The organism is Klebsiella sp. X1-16S-Nf21, from assembly GCF_002837615.1.
In the GTDB taxonomy this organism is placed as follows: domain Bacteria; phylum Pseudomonadota; class Gammaproteobacteria; order Enterobacterales; family Enterobacteriaceae; genus Klebsiella; species Klebsiella variicola.
In genome coordinates, this window is the sequence record NZ_PJDK01000001.1 from 144,840 (window position 1) to 163,405 (window position 18,566).

The 18,566-nt window shown below is 58.8% G+C and carries 18 protein-coding genes and 1 pseudogene; 10 read left to right on the forward strand and 9 right to left on the reverse strand.

What is annotated here, in order from left to right; genetic code table 11:
- The first annotated feature begins 93 nt into the window (after nucleotides 1-93).
- Nucleotides 94-762: a DUF3313 domain-containing protein gene (locus tag CW267_RS00785; RefSeq protein WP_004143788.1), complete on the forward strand. Its 669-nt coding sequence runs from the start codon at nucleotides 94-96 to the stop codon at nucleotides 760-762.
- A 46-nt stretch (nucleotides 763-808) separates the two neighbouring features.
- Here CW267_RS00785 and CW267_RS00790 read toward each other — a convergent pair whose 3' ends face one another.
- Nucleotides 809-1,705 carry a DMT family transporter gene (locus CW267_RS00790; RefSeq protein WP_012968061.1) on the reverse strand — a complete coding sequence of 299 codons (897 nt, stop codon included), beginning with the start codon at nucleotides 1,703-1,705 and terminating at the stop codon, nucleotides 809-811.
- A 181-nt stretch (nucleotides 1,706-1,886) separates the two neighbouring features.
- Here CW267_RS00790 and CW267_RS00795 point away from each other — a divergent pair, with 181 nt between their 5' ends.
- A complete protein-coding gene (locus tag CW267_RS00795) occupies nucleotides 1,887-2,756 on the forward strand; it encodes a helix-turn-helix domain-containing protein (protein ID WP_016161182.1) in 870 nt (289 codons plus the stop codon).
- Here CW267_RS00795 and CW267_RS00800 read toward each other — a convergent pair.
- Nucleotides 2,733-3,899, reverse strand: a complete 1,167-nt coding sequence (locus CW267_RS00800; protein ID WP_016161181.1) for a benzoate/H(+) symporter BenE family transporter — start codon at nucleotides 3,897-3,899, stop codon at nucleotides 2,733-2,735. The two genes, CW267_RS00795 and CW267_RS00800, sit on opposite strands and share 24 nt — an antisense overlap.
- A gap of 173 nt (nucleotides 3,900-4,072) precedes the next feature.
- Here CW267_RS00800 and CW267_RS00805 point away from each other — a divergent pair, with 173 nt between their 5' ends.
- Nucleotides 4,073-4,642 carry a helix-turn-helix domain-containing protein gene (locus CW267_RS00805; protein WP_008804673.1) on the forward strand — a complete coding sequence of 190 codons (570 nt, stop codon included), beginning with the start codon at nucleotides 4,073-4,075 and terminating at the stop codon, nucleotides 4,640-4,642.
- Between the two features lie 10 nt (nucleotides 4,643-4,652).
- Here the strand turns inward: CW267_RS00805 and CW267_RS00810 are convergent, their stop codons facing one another.
- Nucleotides 4,653-4,820: a hypothetical protein gene (locus CW267_RS00810; protein ID WP_012541552.1), complete on the reverse strand. Its 168-nt coding sequence runs from the start codon at nucleotides 4,818-4,820 to the stop codon at nucleotides 4,653-4,655.
- Between the two features lie 33 nt (nucleotides 4,821-4,853).
- On the opposite strand from CW267_RS00810, the pseudogene CW267_RS00815 reads away from it, so the two are divergent.
- Nucleotides 4,854-6,815, forward strand: a pseudogene (locus CW267_RS00815) (peptidase U32 family protein).
- 12 nt (nucleotides 6,816-6,827) lie between these two features.
- Here CW267_RS00815 and CW267_RS00820 read toward each other — a convergent pair.
- From CW267_RS00820 to CW267_RS00840, 5 genes are all read right to left on the reverse strand, one after another.
- On the reverse strand, nucleotides 6,828-7,061 hold the full coding sequence (locus CW267_RS00820) for a DUF2554 family protein (protein ID WP_012541554.1): 234 nt from the start codon (nucleotides 7,059-7,061) through the stop codon (nucleotides 6,828-6,830).
- Nucleotides 7,062-7,211: 150 nt separating this feature from the next.
- Nucleotides 7,212-7,559 carry a hypothetical protein gene (locus CW267_RS00825; protein WP_100780981.1) on the reverse strand — a complete coding sequence of 116 codons (348 nt, stop codon included), beginning with the start codon at nucleotides 7,557-7,559 and terminating at the stop codon, nucleotides 7,212-7,214.
- Nucleotides 7,560-7,654: 95 nt separating this feature from the next.
- Nucleotides 7,655-7,780: a DUF2474 domain-containing protein gene (locus CW267_RS00830; RefSeq protein ID WP_002907461.1), complete on the reverse strand. Its 126-nt coding sequence runs from the start codon at nucleotides 7,778-7,780 to the stop codon at nucleotides 7,655-7,657.
- Nucleotides 7,780-8,790 carry a cytochrome d ubiquinol oxidase subunit II gene (gene cydB / locus CW267_RS00835; RefSeq protein WP_012968067.1) on the reverse strand — a complete coding sequence of 337 codons (1,011 nt, stop codon included), beginning with the start codon at nucleotides 8,788-8,790 and terminating at the stop codon, nucleotides 7,780-7,782. Before cydB ends, CW267_RS00830 begins: the two co-directional genes overlap by 1 nt.
- Nucleotides 8,790-10,187, reverse strand: a complete 1,398-nt coding sequence (locus CW267_RS00840) for a cytochrome ubiquinol oxidase subunit I (protein WP_008804678.1) — start codon at nucleotides 10,185-10,187, stop codon at nucleotides 8,790-8,792. Before CW267_RS00840 ends, cydB begins: the two co-directional genes overlap by 1 nt.
- A gap of 681 nt (nucleotides 10,188-10,868) precedes the next feature.
- On the opposite strand from CW267_RS00840, the gene CW267_RS00845 reads away from it, so the two are divergent.
- The 6 genes from CW267_RS00845 (at nucleotide 10,869) to patD (ending at nucleotide 17,939) form a co-directional block, all read left to right on the forward strand.
- Nucleotides 10,869-12,281, forward strand: a complete 1,413-nt coding sequence (locus CW267_RS00845; protein WP_022065566.1) for a PLP-dependent aminotransferase family protein — start codon at nucleotides 10,869-10,871, stop codon at nucleotides 12,279-12,281.
- Nucleotides 12,282-12,586: 305 nt separating this feature from the next.
- Nucleotides 12,587-13,732 carry a putative ABC transporter substrate-binding protein YdcS gene (ydcS, locus tag CW267_RS00850; protein ID WP_080930297.1) on the forward strand — a complete coding sequence of 382 codons (1,146 nt, stop codon included), beginning with the start codon at nucleotides 12,587-12,589 and terminating at the stop codon, nucleotides 13,730-13,732.
- A 16-nt stretch (nucleotides 13,733-13,748) separates the two neighbouring features.
- On the forward strand, nucleotides 13,749-14,762 hold the full coding sequence (locus tag CW267_RS00855; RefSeq protein WP_008804681.1) for an ABC transporter ATP-binding protein: 1,014 nt from the start codon (nucleotides 13,749-13,751) through the stop codon (nucleotides 14,760-14,762).
- Nucleotide 14,763: 1 nt separating this feature from the next.
- Complete coding sequence (locus CW267_RS00860; protein WP_100780982.1) at nucleotides 14,764-15,693, forward strand: ABC transporter permease; 930 nt, start codon at nucleotides 14,764-14,766, stop codon at nucleotides 15,691-15,693.
- Nucleotides 15,683-16,489, forward strand: coding sequence for an ABC transporter permease (locus CW267_RS00865; protein ID WP_082227972.1), 807 nt, complete (start codon nucleotides 15,683-15,685; stop codon nucleotides 16,487-16,489). The genes CW267_RS00860 and CW267_RS00865 overlap by 11 nt, the downstream gene beginning before the upstream one ends.
- 22 nt (nucleotides 16,490-16,511) lie before the next feature.
- Entirely contained in the window at nucleotides 16,512-17,939 is a 1,428-nt protein-coding gene (gene patD, locus CW267_RS00870; RefSeq protein WP_012541560.1) for an aminobutyraldehyde dehydrogenase, read from the forward strand.
- A gap of 332 nt (nucleotides 17,940-18,271) precedes the next feature.
- On the opposite strand, the gene CW267_RS30250 is transcribed toward patD, so the two are convergent.
- Entirely contained in the window at nucleotides 18,272-18,394 is a 123-nt protein-coding gene (locus CW267_RS30250; protein WP_004175940.1) for a small membrane protein, read from the reverse strand.
- Between the last annotated feature and the right edge of the window lie 172 nt (nucleotides 18,395-18,566).

The window sequence follows — 18,566 nt, forward strand, 5'->3', positions numbered from 1 at the left end:
TTCCTTGACGAAGCCCTTTTTTTGTCACAAAACTAGTGGGTCCTATTTGCTATAACGTCTGCCGAAAAAAACTGCATTTACAGGGATCTCTCTATGCGTACTCGCGTTTTACTGAAAGTCGCCGCTCTGGCGGGAATATTGGCGTTGACCGGCTGTGCGGCGAAAGTGGCGCAACCGAATCAGTATTCGGGCTTCTTAAAAGATTATTCCAGTTTGAAAGAAACGACCTCTGCCTCCGGCAAGCCGGAGCTGCGCTGGATCGATCCGAACTTCAATCCAGCCAACTATGACAATATCGTTTATCACCCGGTGACCTACTATCCGGTACCGAAGCCGACCACCCAGGTAGGGGAAAAGGCGCTGCAGGATATTCTTAACTACACCAACAAAGAGCTGAAACAGGCTATTTCCGAGCGTAAACCGCTGGCCACTACCGCCGGCAAGCGCAGCCTCATCTTCCGCGGGGCGATCACCGGGGTGGATTCCAGCAAAGAGGGGCTGCAGTTCTATGAAGTGATCCCGGTCGCTATGATTGTCGCCGGCACCCAGGCCGCCACCGGCCATCGTACCATGGACACCGATCTGTACTTTGAGGCGGAGGTCATTGACGCCAGCACCAATAAGCCGGTCATCAAGGTCGTTCGTAAAGGGGAAGGCAAAACCCTGGCGAATGAGAATACGCCACTGACCGTCGATACTCTGAAGCAGGTGATCGATGATATGGCGGTCGACGCCGTCAAATTCGATCCCTCTCAGCGTTAATCGTGCCAGCGCCGTCTGACGACGGCGCTGTTTCTCTTCTGTCTCCTCAGGCCAGCCTTCGGCGCAGCAGCAGCTGTTCCGGTTTGGCAAACATTACCAGGTTACCCAACAGGATCAGCGCCAGCCCGATCACGGCGTTGCTGTGCCAGATATACCCTTCATAGACGGTGGAAATGGATAATGCGACCAGCGGAAACAGCAGCGTACTGTAGGCGGCTTTGCTGGCGCCAATGCGCCCCACCAGAGTGAAATAGGCCCCAAAGGCAATGACCGAGCCGAACAGCGCCAGGTAAAGCAGGGCGCCGAGGTAGCTGACGGTCCACTCCGGCATAAAATTATCGCCACGTAGCAGGGCGATCGCGCCCATCACCAGCGTCCCGTAGAGCATCGCCCAACTGTTGGTGGTGAGGGTTTCCAGCCCTCGCCGCTGGTGGCGAATGCTGAACATATTGCCCAGTGAAAAGCCGTAGGTGCCCAGGGCGCTCAGACCGATCCCCCACAGCAGCGAGGCGTTCAACCCGTTGGCCAGCAGGTCATCCCAGAACAGGGTGACGATACCGGCGAGGCCCAGCGCGGCGGCGGCCCAGAAGCGGCCCGGCGGCTGCTGGCGAAAAAAAAGAAAGCTGTTAATGGCGTTAAACAGTACGGCCATGGAAAAGATCACCGATTCCAGACCGGTGTTGATCCAGGCCGCGGCGGTATAAAAACACCAGAAATTAAAGCAGAAGACGCAGCAGCCCTGCAGCAGGCAGCAAAAGTGATCTTTCGCGCCCAGCGGCCGTAGCCGTCGCGTGACAAGCAGAATCGTCAGCATCGTGATGCTGGCCACGGCAAAGCGCCAAAAAATGGATACCGGCGCCGCCACCGGCCCTTGTTGTAAAAAAATCGCAATCCACGTTGTCCCCCAGATCACGACAACGAGTGCATAAAGTAATGCGTTCACCCTGACTCTCCTCTGCTTGTTGAAGGGAGGAGTATGCCGCCTGTCGCAACCGGCAGCTTTCACCCGCTTGTTGTCGGCTTGCAAATTCTTGCGCTTATTTGTCATTCGCCTGCGGTGAGGACTGGAAACCGCGCCGGAGTCTCCCTAGACTAGAGCTTTTACGGGCAGATGCGTGAAGGCAATGGGTTACGGGACGTTTGAAACATTACGGCGACAGAACGCGGTGCTGCGGGGCACGGTGGAGCTGAATTCCGGAATTCAACTGGCCGCCTGGTACAACAATTGCGATACCGTGACGGTGCGCAGCGATCACCATACGTTGAGCCTGTACGTCGCCGATGGCTATGAAAGCTATCAAAAGACGCCGCACGGCTGGAAAAATGGCGGCGGCCCGGATCGCTTTTGTCTGATGCCGAAAGGCGATGAGAGCGTCTGGGATATCCGCGGCGATCTGTCTTTTGTGCATCTCTACTGTACCGATGAGCACCTGCGCCGCGTCGGCGAAGAGGTGTGGGATCGTAGCCCGGCAAACTTCACCCTGCAGGAAAAAACCTTCGCCAGCGATGATAAAATCACCGCGGTGTACCGCCAGTTTTTACTGGCCAATGACTGGCGACAGCCGGCGAACCAGTTGACCCTCAGCGCCGCCAGCAGCTTACTGCTCACCCATCTGATCCAGCACTACTCCACCGTGCAGTGGCGTTTGCCGACGGTCACCGGAGGGCTGGCGCCGGGCGTGAAGCGTCACGTGCTGGCCTGGATCGATGCCCACCTCGATCAGCCGCTGACCCTGGCCGACCTGGCGCAGCAGGCGGGACTCAGTGAGTTCCATTTTGCCCGCATGTTCCGCCAGTCGTTGAATATGGCCCCGCATCAATATGTGATGCAGCAGCGAATGGCCAGGGCGCAAAATCTGCTCTGCCACAGCGCGCTGCCGTTAACGGAGATTGCGCTGGTCTGCGGCTTCAGCTCCGCCAGCCATTTCAGCCATCGGGTGAAAGCGGCCACCGGCCTGACGCCGTCCCAGCTAAGGGCGGCGCAGCGCGGATAACACGCCATAGCTTACCCCACCAAGCACCACGCCCCAGAAAGCCGACCCAATTCCCGCCAGCGTCACGCCGCTGGCGGTGACCAGGAAGGTCAGTACTGCCGCATCGCGTTCACTGGCCTGATGTACCGCCTGAAACAGGCTGCCGCCGATGGTGCCAAGCAGCGCCAGGCCGGCCAGCATCTGGATCCACGCCGCGGGTAAAGCCGACATCAGGGCGGTGATCGACCCGCCGAACAGACCCGCCAGCAGATAAAAACCGCCTGCGGCCATGGCCGCCAGCCAGCGCTGTTGCGGATCCGGGTGCGCCTCCGGACTCTGGCAAATCGCAGCGGTGATCGCCGCGATGCAGATGGAGTAGACCCCAAACGGCGCCAGCAACAACGCCAGACCTCCACAGGCGACGAGCAGTGCCGATACCGGTACGGTGTAGCCGGATGCCTGCAGCGTGGCGAACCCGGGGGCGTTCTGCGAGGCCATGGTGACGAGGAAAAACGGCAGGCCGACACTGAGCAGCAGCGCCGGGGTAAACTGCGGCGCGATCCACTCTGGTGCCGCGAAGGCCAGCGGTACGGCCGTCCTGGCGACGTCCCCGGAGGCCGCCGCGATCAGCGCCCCCACCACCAGCGCGGCGACTACCGCGAAGCGGGGCCACAGCGCTTTACAGAGAAGCCAGGCGGCGAGCATGCCGCCGCACAGCAGCAGATGGTCCTGTAAGCCGGCGAAGGCCTGCAAACCGAAACGCAGCAGGATCCCGGCCAGCATCGCGGCGGCCAGTGAATGGGGAATGATCTTCATCAGCCGGGCAAACAGGCCCGTCACGCCGCAAAGGACGATCAGCGCGTTGGCAAAGATAAACACCCCCACGGCCTCGGCGAGGGTGACTCCCTGTAGACCGCTGACCAGCAGCGCGGCGCCCGGCGTTGACCAGGCGGTGAGCACAGGAACTTTACGCCAGCCGCTCAGCGCAAGGGTGCTGATACCCATGGCGAGGCCAAGGGCCGTCATCCAGCCGGCGATCTGCCCGGGGGTAGCGCCAGCAGACGCAGCAGCCTGCCAGATAATGGCGGCTGAACTGGCGTAGCCCACCAGTACAGCGACGAAACCCGCCAACAGAGTAGGAAGAGGAAGGGTAAACGAGCGCATAGGATTCTCTTGTGCGTTATAACATACGAATACTCTATCACTGTGCGTTATAGCGCACAAGGTGCGGATGTGGAGAGCGTAAGACACCTGTTCTCACGGTGATATGCCGAGAAACGCCCTGTAGAATCAGGCAAATGGGGATATACTCTTGCCTGTACAAGTCAGGAGGTAGGATGAATATTGCGCAACATCTGGCGGCAACGCTCAAAACCCTGCGCCAGCAGCGTGGCTGGAGTCTCTCGCGTCTGGCAGAAGAGACGGGGGTGTCGAAAGCCATGCTGGGGCAGATTGAGCGTAATGAATCGAGCCCGACGGTGGCGACGCTGTGGAAGATTGCCACCGGGCTGAACGTGCCGTTTTCGGCGTTTATCGTTCCGGACGCCAGCGCAGCGCCTTCCGCTTTTGATCCGCAGCAGCAGGCGATGGTGGTGACCCCGGTCTTCCCGTGGGATCCGGAGCTGCGCTTTGACCATTTTTCGATAACCCTTGCCCCCGGCGCGTTGAGCGAATCGACGCCGCATGAGAAAGGGGTGATTGAACATGTGGTGGTGATTAGCGGCGCCCTGGATCTCTGTTTACAGGGGGAGTGGCATTTACTGCAGCCAGGGGAGGGACGGCGCTTCGCCGGCGATGAGGCGCATGCGTATCGTAACCGCGGCGTTCAGGCGGCCCATTTCCATTCTCTTATCCATTATCCAAAAGAAAAAACCGCGGGCGAACCCGCGGCCAGACAAGATGACTGATGATAACCACTCACAACGTGACGAGGAAAATCCGGAATACGAGATGACAGTACGCTGCGCGAGGATGTGAAGGAACTATCTTTTCCGTCAATACTTTGCTGAAAAATGAAAATTCGTCGTCGCGCGACGGTGGAAAAGGTTTTCGTCTGTGCCCGGTTCTGACTACAATAGCCGCCATTTCGACCCCCTTATACTGGATAACAACACGCGTATGCGCCTGCACAATCATCGTCTTGAACTTCTTAGTCCTGCCCGCGACGCCGGTATCGCTCGCGAAGCGATCCTCCACGGCGCCGACGCCGTTTATATCGGTGGGCCTGACTTTGGCGCTCGTCACAATGCCAGCAACAGCCTGAGCGACATCGCCGGTCTGGTGCCTTTTGCCCATCGCTATGGCGCCAAAATCTTTGTCACGCTGAACACCATTCTGCATGATGATGAGCTGGAGCCGGCGCAGCGGCTGATTACCGATCTTTATGAGGCGGGCGTTGACGCGCTGATTGTGCAGGATATGGGGATCATGGAGCTGGATCTGCCGCCGATTGAGCTGCACGCCAGCACCCAGTGTGATATCCGCAGCGTGGAAAAAGCGAAATTTCTCTCCGACGCTGGCTTCAGCCAGATCGTGCTGGCGCGTGAACTGAATCTCAGTCAGATCAAAGCTATTTATGACCATACCGACGCCACCATTGAATTCTTTATTCATGGCGCGCTGTGCGTGGCCTATTCCGGGTAGTGCAACATTTCGCACGCCCAGACCGGACGTAGCGCCAACCGGGGCGACTGCTCGCAGGCTTGCCGCCTGCCGTATACCCTGAAAGACGATCAGGGGCGGGTGGTGGCCTATGAAAAACATCTCCTGTCGATGAAGGACAACGATCAGACCGCCAACCTGGCGGCGCTGATCGACGCCGGGGTACGTTCCTTCAAAATTGAAGGCCGTTACAAAGACATGAGTTATGTGAAAAACATCACTGCGCACTACCGTCAAATGCTGGATGCCATTATCGAAGACCGCGGCGATCTGGCGCGCGCCTCGGCAGGGCGCACCGAGCACTTCTTCATTCCCTCTACCGATAAAACCTTCCATCGCGGCAGTACCGACTACTTCGTCAATGCCCGCAAAGGCGATATCGGCGCGTTTGATTCGCCGAAATTTATCGGGCTGCCGGTGGGCGAAGTCTTGAAGGTGGGGAAAGACCATCTTGATGTCGAAGTGAGCGAACCGTTAACCAACGGCGATGGCCTTAACGTGATGATCAAGCGTGAAGTGGTGGGCTTCCGTGCCAATACGGTGGAGAAAACCGGCGAAAATCGCTATCGGGTGTGGCCGAACGAGATGCCGGCGGATCTGCACAAAGCGCGTCCGCACCAGGCGCTCAACCGTAACCTCGATCACAACTGGCAGCAGGCGCTTCTGAAGACTTCCAGCGAACGCCGCATCGCCGTGGACGTTACGCTGAGCGGCTGGCAGGAACAGCTGGTTCTGACCATGACCTGTGAAGATGGCGTCAGCGTGACCCATACTCTCGACGGAGCGTTCGCCGAAGCCAATCAGGCAGAAAAAGCGCTGGCCAATTTGCGTGACGGCGTCACAAAACTGGGGCAGACCATTTACTACCCACGCGACGTGCAGGTCAACCTGCCGCCGCTGTTTGTCCCCAACAGCCTGCTCAACCAGCTGCGTCGTGAAACGGCTGAAATGCTGGACGAAGCGCGCCTCAACGCCTGGCAACGCGGCACCCGCAAGCCGGTCTCCGTACCGCCGCCGGTCTATCCGGAGACCCATCTCTCCTTCCTCGCCAACGTCTATAACCATAAGGCGCGGGCCTTTTACCAGCGCTATGGCGTGCAGCTGATTGACGCCGCCTATGAAGCGCACGAAGAGAAGGGCGATGTGCCGGTGATGATCACCAAACACTGCCTGCGGTTTGCGTTTAATCTTTGTCCGAAACAGGCGAAAGGCTCCATCAAGAGCTGGAAAGCCACGCCGATGCAGCTGATCCACGGCGATGAAGTGCTGACCCTGAAGTTTGACTGTCGCCCGTGCGAAATGCATGTCGTCGGGAAGATTAAAAACCACATCCTCAAAATGCCGCTTCCCGGGAGCATCGTCGCCTCCGTCAGCCCGGATGAGCTGATGAAGACCCTGCCGAAGCGCAAAGGAGCCTGATCCAGCGCGACGCTACGGGCAATGCGGCGCCCGCGGTTTGCGGGCATCCTGCCAGCGGTGATGCTCGTTCAGATCGGCGGCGGCCTCCTCGCACTGGCTGCGAAGCTCGTCGCTGTCCGCCTCGTGCAGCAGCTGCTGTTCGAGGCTCTGCACCGGAAAGTAATCGTGCCCCTGGCGGTGGGCCAGCAGATGTCCTGAAAACAGCGCGCACAGCAACAGCAGCGCGCTCATGCTTCTCCTCAACATACCTTTACTCTGCGAATCAATGGGGTGGGCTTACTATGCCAGGCGTTGTGCAGGTTTTTTTCTCGGCTTCTCAAAGAAGGGCAAGAGTTTGTCAATGTCAGCTGAAAGAAGGTGAAAAAAAGCCTGGCGCAGAAGGCCAGGCCTGAGGGGTTATGCTTTTGGCGGCAGCGGTTTCCCGCTGTGCTCGCCGCCTTTTGGCGGCTGCTTGCCGTCATGCTGCGGCTGCTTGCCGTCATGCTGCGGCTGCTTGCCATCACGCTGCGGCTGCTTGCCACCATGCTGCGGCTGCTTGCCGTCACGCTGCGGCTGTTTGCCATCTCGTTGTGGCTGCTTGCCGTTGTGTTGCGCTTGCTTACCATCGTGTTGGCCGTTTTTCGCCAGCGGTTTACCCTGATGCTGCGCGCCTTTTTCTGGCGGCGGTGGCGGGTTGTCGGCAGCGAACGCCCATGACGATATTCCCAGCGTCATCACGGCGGACAGTAAAGCTAACTTCTTCATAGCAATATCCTTTCTTCTGATGTATCGCCGTATTTCATCAGGCAAAAGTGAAGATAAGATGGAGAAATCCCTTTTCGGACTTCTCTGCATCCCACTCAGACTTTTAGCCCTGCGGCGGTCATCAGCAGGCGAAACAGCAGGCTGATGGCGGCCAGCGTCAGTACGCTGCCTCCCCAGAGCGCGATCAGCCACAGCAGACGTTTAGGCCAGGCAGTATGCATCAGTGATATCCCTCCCCGGGCTGAACTTTGCCGCGGAACACGTAATAGCTCCAGCAGGTGTAGCCAAGAATGACCGGAATAATCAGCAGTGCGCCCACCAGCATAAAGCCCTGGCTTTGCGGGGGAGCGGCAGCCTGCCACAGCGTGATGGCCGGCGGGATAATATGCGGCCAGATGCTGATCCCCAGTCCGCTAAAGCCGAGAAAGACCAGGCCCAGCGTCAGCGTGAAGGGCGAAACATGGCGGTCGCGCTGATGCAGCGTACGCCACAGCCAGCCGCTGATGAGGATCACCAGCAGCGGCACCGGCAGCAGGAAATAGAGATTCGGCAGGCTGAACCAGCGGGCGGCAATTGCCGGGTGCGCCAGCGGAGTCCACAGGCTGATGACGGCAAACACCGCCAGCAGGGCAACCAGCAGCTGCCGCGATGCGCTTCGCATCCGCTGCTGCAGCGCGCCTTCGCTTTTCATCACCAGCCAGGTGGCGCCGAGCAGCGCATAGGCCACGCACAGCCCGAGTCCGCAAAACAGGCTGAACGGGGTCAGCCAGTCAAACATGCCGCCGCTGAAGCTACGGCCGCTGACCGGGAAACCGTTGATCACCGCCCCGACCACCACGCCCTGGCTGAAGGTCGCCAGCAGGGAACCGCCAAAAAAGGCACGGTCCCAGAATGGCCGGTGCGACGGCGTGGCCTGGAAGCGAAACTCAAAGGCGACGCCGCGAAAAATCAGGCCGATCAGCATCAGGGTCAGGGGGATCGACAGGGCGTCGATTATCACCGCGTAGGCGAGGGGAAAAGCGCCAAACAGACCAGCGCCGCCCAGTACCAGCCAGGTCTCATTGCCATCCCACACCGGGGCGACGCTGTTGACCATTACGTCGCGCTCGGTGCTGCCCCGTACTGTGCCGAACAGCATCCCGATGCCCAGATCAAAGCCATCCATGACAATGTACATCAGCGTGGCAAAGACGATAATCACGAACCAAATCACCGATAATTCGATACCCATTAGCGGGACTCCTTCTGCAGATAACCTTCAGTGGCGGCGGACAGCGGGCGGGCTGGCGTACCGGTTGTCGCGGGCTGCACCTCCTGCGGCCCCTTGCGGATCAGGCGCAGCATATAGCTGTAGCCGACGCCGAAGACGGCGCTGTAGACCACGATAAAGGTCAATAAACTGACCGACATATGCAGGTCACCGTGGGCGGAAACGGCGTCAGCAGTGCGCTGAACGCCATACACCACCCATGGCTGACGGCCCACTTCGGTGGTCACCCAGCCGGCGAGAATAGCAATCAGTCCTGAAGGGCCCATCCATAGCGCAAAGCGCAGAAATGGCCGGGAATGGTACAGTCGGCCGCCGCGACGCAGCCACAGGGCCAGTACGCCGAGCAGGAGCATTAGCATGCCAAGACCGGCCATCAGGCGAAACGACCAGAACACCACGGTAGCGTTCGGGCGATCCTCAGGAGCGAACTCCTTCAAGGCCGGCACCTGTTTATCAAGGCTGTGGGTGAGGATCAGGCTGCCCAGGGCCGGGATCTCAAGCCCGTAGCGGGTGCGCTCCTGCGCCATATCAGGCCAGCCAAACAGCAGCAACGGCGTTGCCTCGCCCGGCGGGTTTTCCCAGTGGCCCTCAATGGCGGCTATTTTCGCCGGCTGGTGTTTCAGGGTATTCAGACCATGCATATCGCCGATCAGCGCCTGGACGGGGGCAACCAGCAGCGTCATCCAGAGCGCCATCGAGAACATCTTACGGATCGCCGGCGACTGATTGCCGCGCAGCAGATGCCAGGCCGCCGAGGCGCCGACAAACAGCGCGCTACTGAGAAACGCCGCCACTGTCATATGCAGTAAGCGGTAGGGGAACGACGGGTTAAAGATCACTGCCAGCCAGTCGACGGGCACCACCTGGCCGTCAACGATCTCAAACCCCTGCGGGGTCTGCATCCAGCTGTTGGAGGCGAGGATCCAGAAGGTCGAGATGATGGTGCCCAGCGCCACCATGCAGGTGGCGAAAAAATGCAGCCCCGGCCCTACCCGGTTCCAGCCGAAGAGCATCACCCCGAGAAAGCCCGCTTCCAGAAAGAACGCTGTCAGGACTTCATAGGTCAGCAGGGGGCCGGTAATGCTCCCCGCGAACTGAGAGAAACCGCTCCAGTTGGTGCCGAACTGATAGGCCATCACCAGCCCGGAAACCACCCCCATGCCGAAGTTGACGGCGAAGATTTTCGACCAGAAGTGGTACAGCGAGCGCCAGGTGGGATTTTTGCTTTTTAGCCACAGACCTTCGAGTACCGCCAGGTAGCTGGCCAGCCCAATAGTAATGGCGGGAAAGATAATATGAAATGAGACCGTAAAGGCGAATTGAATTCGCGCAAGATGGAATGCATCAAGACCGAACATGCAGGACTCCACTACAAAATTGATTCAGCGCAATTTTAGGCAGGGTGGTGGCTGGGGGGCAGAGGCAGTCGCGCCATTTTTTATCATAACAGTTGGCCTCTGTTATGATTTTTCACCTCGCGTCCAGATCATCGGCCGGTACGAATAAATACCGATGGGGTGGGTCGCTTAACCAACAGACCAGCGGAGATTTGGCCGTTATCCCGGGTGCGGTTGATCGGCGGACTCGGCCGCCGGCACGGCACTGTTTCTGGCCGGAATAATATATCCCGAATATCACACGGTGCTGTATTAATTCTTGCGATAATGCACAACGAGTTTTAGCGTCATTTATTCTCACGCATTAGTATGAGAATAAGTAAAAACGCTGAGCGGGTTAATCGTAAATTAAATAATAATAAATTGTCGACTCCGTGGGTAATTTGTACTGTATGCGCTCGGGAATAAATAAAAAGGAATGCCCATGTCTGAAAAAGGATTACAGAGTTTGTGCATTACGCTCGGCGTGATGATTATCTTCTGGTTTGCGTTAATCTCACTATTCTGGGTGGTGATATTTTAAACCTATCCCGTGCTATGACGGGACGCGACTGCCGCTGCAGATATAACAGTTACAGCAAACTATGATTTTTTTATAACTGATATATGATAATGGGAGGTTATCGTACGGGGACGGCCGCAATGAAAAAGTATCAACAGCTGGCGCAACAGCTGACCGAACAGATCGCGCTTGGCGTCTGGTTGCCTGGCGATCGGCTGCCGTCGCTGCGCGAGCAGGTGATCAGCAGCGGCATGAGCTTTATGACCGTCAGCCATGCCTATCAGCTGCTGGAAAGCCAGGGGCGCATCGTCGCCCGTCCGCAGTCGGGTTATTATGTCGCCCCTCAGCCGGTGAAGCTTAGACAGCCGGCGCCGCCTGCCCAGGTGACCCGCGATGAAGCTGTCGATATCAATACCTATATCTTTGAGGTGCTACAGGCCAGCCGCCAGGCGTCGATGCTGCCCTTTGCCTCGGCCTTTCCGGACCCGCGTCTCTTCCCGCTGCAGCAGCTTAACCGCTCGCTGGCGCAGGTGAGCAAAACCGCCACCGCCATGAGCGTCATTGAGAACCTGCCGCCGGGCAATGCGGAGTTGCGGCACGCCATTGCCCGACGCTATGCCCTGCAGGGGATGAACATCTCGCCGGACGAGATCGTGATTACCGCCGGGGCGCTGGAGGCGCTTAACCTCAGTCTGCAGGCAGTGACCGAGCCGGGCGACTGGGTGGTGGTGGAAAACCCCTGTTTCTACGGCGCCCTGCAGGCGCTGGAGAGGCTGCGCCTGAAGGCGCTGTCGGTGGCGACCGACGTCAAAGAGGGCATTGACCTGACGGCGCTGGAAGCGGCCCTGCAAAATTACCCGGTCAAGGCCTGCTGGTTAATGACCAACGGGCAGAACCCGCTCGGCTTCACCCTTAGCCCCGAAAAAAAAGCGGCGCTGGTGGCGCTGCTGGCGCGCTATAACGTGATGCTGATAGAAGATGATGTCTACAGCGAGCTTTACTTTGGTCGCGAGAAACCGTTACCAGCGAAATACTGGGACCATCAGGATATGACGCTGCACTGCAGCTCGTTTTCAAAATGTCTGGTGCCCGGGTTTCGTATCGGCTGGGTGGCGGCCGGCAAACAGGCGCGGCGGATCCAGCAACTGCAGCTGATGAGTACGCTCTCCACCAGCTCGCCGATGCAGCTAGCCCTGGTGGATTATCTGTCCACCAAGCGCTATGACGCCCACCTGCGCCGTTTGCGCCGCCAGCTGGCGGAGCGTAAACAGCTGGCCTGGCAGGCGCTGCTGCGCCATCTGCCGCCGGAGGTTATCGTCCACCACAGCGACAGCGGCTACTTTCTGTGGATTGAACTGCCGGAAGGGGCCGACGCCAGTGAGCTAAGCGCCCGGGCGCTGGCCTCGCACATCAGCATTGCCCCAGGAAAAATGTTCTCCACCTCCGCCAGCTGGACCTCATTTTTCCGTTTTAATACCGCCTGGGGCTGGGGGGAACGCGAAGAGCAGGGGGTGAGGCGGTTGGGTGAACTTATTCGTGAGCAGCTTACCTGACGACTCAGGCTATTTTCCGTCGCCATAAACTCTCGACAAAAATAAACGCGGGTGAGTTTTTATTGAGGCCGGTCATTATTTTACCGGCGCTCATCATAGGAAATACGCATACCCCTCCTTTTTCTCTAACTCGTTGTCTATAATCCATAAAGTCCTGCTTGTGTTGGCGATTTTTGCGTAATGCGTCCCGGGTCACAACCTGAATAAATTCCCCAGGGGGCGTTAATCCGCTGACTACCCTTATTTCAGGAGATATTTTTACGGCACGGCTGCCGCTAATTACCTTGTGACAGGAGTAACACCTGATGAGCAAAAAATTTGCCCGTTGCAGCCTTTATGTGCTGAGTATGGCCTGTTTGACCGTGCAGGCGGCGGAGCCACTCGCCTCGCTGGATAAACCGGAAGGGCGGCTCGATATTATTGCCTGGCCGGGGTATATCGAACGCGGCCAGACTGACAAGCAGTACGACTGGGTCACCCAGTTTGAAAAAGAGACCGGGTGTCAGGTTAATGTCAAAACCGCCGCTACCTCTGACGAGATGGTCAGCCTGATGGCCAAGGGGGGCTACGATCTGGTGACCGCGTCGGGCGATGCCTCGCTGCGTCTGATCATGGGCAAACGCGTTCAGCCGATTAACACCGCGCTGATTGCCGGCTGGCGCACCCTCGACCCACGCATTGCGCAAGGGGCATGGTTTAACGTCGGCGGTAAAGCCTACGGCACGCCGTATCAGTGGGGGCCGAACCTGCTGATGTACAACACCCGCGTATTCCCGACGCCGCCGGACAGCTGGAGCGTGGTCTTCGTTAAACAGAACCTGCCGGACGGCAAAACCAATCAGGGACGCGTGCAGGCCTATGATGGCCCGATCTATATCGCTGACGCCGCGCTGTTTGTCAAAGCCACCCAGCCGCAGCTGGGGATCGAAGATCCCTATCAACTGACCGAAACCCAGTATAACGCGGTGCTGAAAGTACTGCGCGACCAGCAGCCGCTGATCCATCGCTACTGGCATGACGCCACCGTGCAGATGAACGACTTCAAAAATGAAGGGGTGGCCGCCTCCAGCTCGTGGCCCTATCAGGCCAACGGCCTGAAGGCTGAAGGCCAGCCCATCGCCACCGTGTTTCCGAAGGAGGGGGTGACCGGCTGGGCGGATACCACCATGTTGCACAGCGAAGCGAAGCATCCGGTCTGCGCCTACAAATGGATGAACTGGTCGCTCACGCCGAAGGTGCAGGGCGATGTGGCGGCGTGGTTCGGCTCGCTCCCGGTGGTGCCAGAGGGGTGTAAAGCCAGCGCGCTGCTCGGTGACAAAGGCTGTGAAACCAACGGCTATGACCAGTTTACCCGGATCCATTTCTGGAAAACGCCGGTTGCCGAAGGCGGGAAATACGTACCCTACAGCAGATGGACTCAGGACTATATTGCGATAATGGGCGGCCGCTAAGGACGGGAGGCAGACAATGACGTACGCGGTCGAGTTTCAGAATGTATCGCGCCTGTACGGCGATGTGCGGGCCGTAGATGGGGTTAGCATAGGCATTCGCGATGGGGAATTTTTCTCGATGCTGGGGCCATCCGGCTCGGGCAAGACCACCTGCCTGCGGCTGATTGCCGGTTTCGAGCAGCTCTCCGGCGGCACCATTCGTATTTTCGGTCAGCCGGCCAGCGAACTGCCGCCCTGGCAGCGGGATGTGAATACGGTGTTCCAGGACTATGCGCTGTTTCCCCATATGTCGATCCTCGACAACGTCGCCTACGGCCTGATGGTCAAAGGCATGGCGAAGAAAGCGCGCCATGCCCGCGCCCAGGAAGCGCTGGAAAAGGTGGCCCTTGGCTTTGCTCATCATCGTAAGCCTTCTCAGCTCTCCGGCGGCCAGCGGCAGCGGGTCGCTATTGCCCGGGCGCTGGTGAACCAGCCGCGGGTGCTGCTGCTCGATGAGCCGCTGGGTGCGCTGGATTTGAAGCTGCGCGAGCAGATGCAGGTGGAGCTGAAAAAGCTGCAGCAGTCGCTGGGGATAACTTTTATCTTCGTGACCCACGACCAGAGCGAAGCGTTGTCGATGTCAGACCGCGTGGCGGTGTTTAACAATGGGCGCATCGAACAGGTGGATGCGCCGCAGGATCTCTATCTGCATCCGAAGACCGCGTTTGTCGCTGGCTTTGTCGGCACCGCCAACGTTTTTGAAGCCGAGGCGGCCCGGCGATTGTGCGGCATGCCGGGTAGCTGGTCGCTGCGTCCGGAGCATGTTCGCCTGCAGGGCGGCGGCGAGGTTCAGGTTCAGGGCGTAGTGCAGGCGGTACAGTATCAGGGGGCGGCGACGCGGATTGAGCTCAGGCTGGCGGAGGGGGACAAGCTGCTGGTCAGCCAGGCGAATATCGATGGCGCGGCGGCAGCCAGCGCCCCGCGAATGGGGCAAACGGTGCTGGCGTCATGGTCGCGGTCGGCGATGACCCCGCTGGAAAGCGGAGGCTGAGATGACCATGGCGATGATTCCTGCGCAGGCCGGGCGCGTATCCGGGATCTTCTGGCGTCGGCCAGCATTGGGCCTGTTTTTACTGCTGCTCGGGCCGCTGATGTGGTTTGGTATCGTCTATCTGGGATCGCTCCTGACCCTGCTGTGGCAGAGTATTTATACCTTTGACGACTTCACCATGTCGGTGACCAGCGACTTTACGCTGGCCAACCTGCGGGCGCTGTTCAATCCCGCCAATTACGACATTATTGTCCGTACCCTGGTAATGGCCCTGAGTGTGACGCTCGCCAGCGCCATGCTGGCGCTGCCGATGGCCTGGTACATGGCTCGCTATACCAGCGGCAAAATGAAGGCTTTCTTTTATATCGCGGTGATGCTGCCGATGTGGGCCAGCTATATCGTCAAAGCCTACGCGTGGGTACTGCTGCTGGCCAAAGATGGTGTGGCGCAGTGGTTTCTGAGCCATCTTGGACTGGAAGGGGCGCTGAATGCGCTTCTGACCGTCCCGGCGATCGGCGGCAACACCTTGTCCACCTCCGGGCTGGGACGCTTTCTGGTGTTCGTCTACATCTGGCTGCCGTTTATGATCCTGCCGGTGCAGGCGGCGCTGGAGCGCATTCCGGGCTCCTTGCTGCAGGCGTCGGCCGATCTTGGCGCCGGGCCACGACAGACCTTCCGCTATGTGGTTCTGCCGCTGGCTATCCCTGGTATTGCCGCCGGATCGATTTTCACCTTCTCGCTGACGCTGGGCGACTTTATCGTGCCGCAGCTGGTCGGGCCGCCGGGGTACTTTATCGGCAACATGGTCTACTCGCAGCAGGGGGCGATAGGCAATATGCCGATGGCGGCGGCGTTCACCCTCGTGCCGATCGTGCTGATTGCCCTTTATCTGGCGTTCGTGAAACGTCTGGGAGCCTTCGATGCACTCTGAACGCGCACCCTGGTATCTGCAACTGGCGACCTGGGGCGGCGTGGTGTTCCTCCACTTCCCGCTGCTGATCATTGCCATCTATGCTTTTAATACGGAGGATGCGGCCTTCAGCTTTCCGCCGCAGGGGCTGACGCTACGCTGGTTTAGCGAGGCAGCAGGGCGTAGCGATATTCTCGAATCCGTGACGTTGTCACTTAAAATTGCCGCCCTGTCGACGGCCATTGCCTTAGTACTTGGCACGCTGGCTGCAGGTGCCCTGTGGCGCAGCACTTTTTTTGGTAAGAATGCGGTATCGCTACTGCTGCTGTTACCGATCGCCCTGCCGGGGATCATTACCGGCCTGGCGCTGCTGACGGCGTTTAAAGCCGTCGGTCTCGAGCCGGGGCTACTGACCATTGTGGTGGGGCACGCGACCTTTTGTGTGGTGGTGGTCTTTAACAACGTCATTGCCCGCTTTCGTCGGACCTCGTGGAACCTGGTGGAAGCCTCGATGGACCTGGGCGCGACCGGCTGGCAGACCTTTCGCTACGTGGTGTTGCCCAATCTGGGATCGGCGCTGCTGGCGGGGGGAATGCTGGCCTTCGCCCTGTCGTTTGATGAAATTATCGTCACCACTTTTACCGCGGGGCATGAGCGAACATTGCCGCTGTGGTTACTGAATCAGCTGGGGCGGCCGCGCGATGTGCCCGTCACCAACGTTGTCGCGCTGTTGGTGATGCTGGTAACGACGATACCAATCTTAGGGGCCTGGTGGCTCACCCGCGACGGCGATAACGACGCCGGAAACGGGAAATAAAACCATGAAACAGGATAATGCTATGCAACACAACCTTTTGATAAACGGTAAGTTAGTGGCAGGTGAAGGCGAAAAGGTGCCGGTATACAACCCTGCGACCGGCGATGTGATCCTGGAGATTGCCGAAGCGACAGCGGCCCAGGTCGATGCCGCCGTTGAGGCGGCGGATCGGGCGTTCGATGCCTGGAGCCAGACAACGCCGAAAACGCGCTCGGAATGTTTGCTGAAGCTGGCGGACGCCATCGCGGCGCAGGCGGAGACCCTGGCGCAGCTGGAGTCGCTGAACTGCGGCAAGCCGTTGCACTGCGTGATTAACGATGAGATGCCGGCCATTGCGGACGTCTTCCGCTTCTTCGCCGGCGCCGCCCGCTGCCTGCCGGGAATGGCCGCCGGAGAGTATCTCGAAGGGCATACCTCAATGATCCGCCGCGACCCGGTGGGCGTGGTGGCTTCTATTGCTCCGTGGAACTATCCCCTGATGATGGCGGCCTGGAAGCTGGCACCGGCGCTGGCGGCAGGCAATTGTGTGGTGATAAAACCCTCGGAGATCACCCCCCTGACGGCGCTGAAGCTGGCGGAGCTGGCAAAAGATATCTTCCCCGAAGGGGTGATCAACGTGCTGTTTGGCCGCGGCAAAACGGTAGGCGACCCGCTGACCTCGCATGCCAAAGTGCGAATGGTGTCGCTGACCGGGTCGATTGCCACCGGCGCCCATATCATCAGCCATACCGCCTCGTCGATCAAACGCACCCACATGGAGCTGGGCGGCAAGGCGCCGGTCATTGTTTTTGACGACGCGGATATCGATGCGGTAGTCGACGGGGTACGAACCTTCGGCTTTTATAACGCCGGCCAGGACTGCACGGCTGCCTGCCGGATCTACGCTCAGCAGGGTATTTACGACCAACTGGTGGAGAAACTTGGGGCGGCGGTGGCCAGCCTGAAAATGGGTGCGCCAGAGGATGCCTCTACCGAGCTGGGACCGCTGAGCTCGCTGGCGCATCTTGAAAGGGTTAGTGCCGCAGTGGAAGCCGCAAAGGCACTACCGCATATTAAGGTGGTCACCGGCGGTCGCCGGGCTGACGGCGCGGGCTATTACTTCCAGCCGACGCTGCTTGCCGGCGCCCGGCAGGAAGACGCCATTGTGCAGCGCGAAGTGTTTGGCCCGGTGGTCAGTGTGACGCCTTTCAGCGATGAAGCGCAGGCCCTGAGCTGGGCGAATGATTCCCAGTATGGTCTGGCGTCCTCAGTATGGACGAAAGATGTAGGCCGTGCCCACCGGCTTAGTGCCAGGCTGCAGTATGGCTGCACCTGGGTCAACACCCACTTTATGCTGGTGAGCGAAATGCCGCACGGCGGCCAGAAACTGTCGGGCTACGGAAAGGACATGTCGATGTATGGCCTTGAGGATTACACGGTGGTCCGCCATGTCATGGTTAAGCATGGCTAAAGCATTGACCCTTTAGTGGCTGGCGATGATTGCGCGACGGTTGTGTTAGTTCGCTAATAGTCACAATGGCAAAAATTGTCAAAACTCTGCGAGGGGGATATGAGATTATTCTGATGCCCCTTCAAGAGCTAAGCCAATGTGAGTGCCGGAGATAAGCGCCGGATGGGGTCCGCCAGTCACCCTGGGCGCGTCGCGCCCGGCGGGTGAGGCGACAGCGTCGCGGTTCGCGACCGTATACTGGCCTCTGCCTGTTGGCAGGGGCTTTTTTATGCCCGCCGCATCGCGGGATGAAGACCGAATGACCATCAGGAAACGCATCGTCTGGCCGCCATTCAGCGCTTGGTTTTTTTGCTCGGTAAACTGGCGCTACGACGGTCACGAATATAGGAAATAAGATTATACACCGCCGCGACCAGCAGGATCAGCGCGATGACCAGCGTGATGATTCCGGACATATCCACCTCGAAATATAAAAAGCGCCCTGGCGCCAAAACATTACTAATAGTTATGAATGTAAGTATTATCTGAATGGAAGGCAAATGATATTTGTTGTCATTTAGCGCTATTTTTGGCGATTAACCGCGAGATCCACAATGAAGGGGTTATGTAACAACGGCTTGTAGCGGC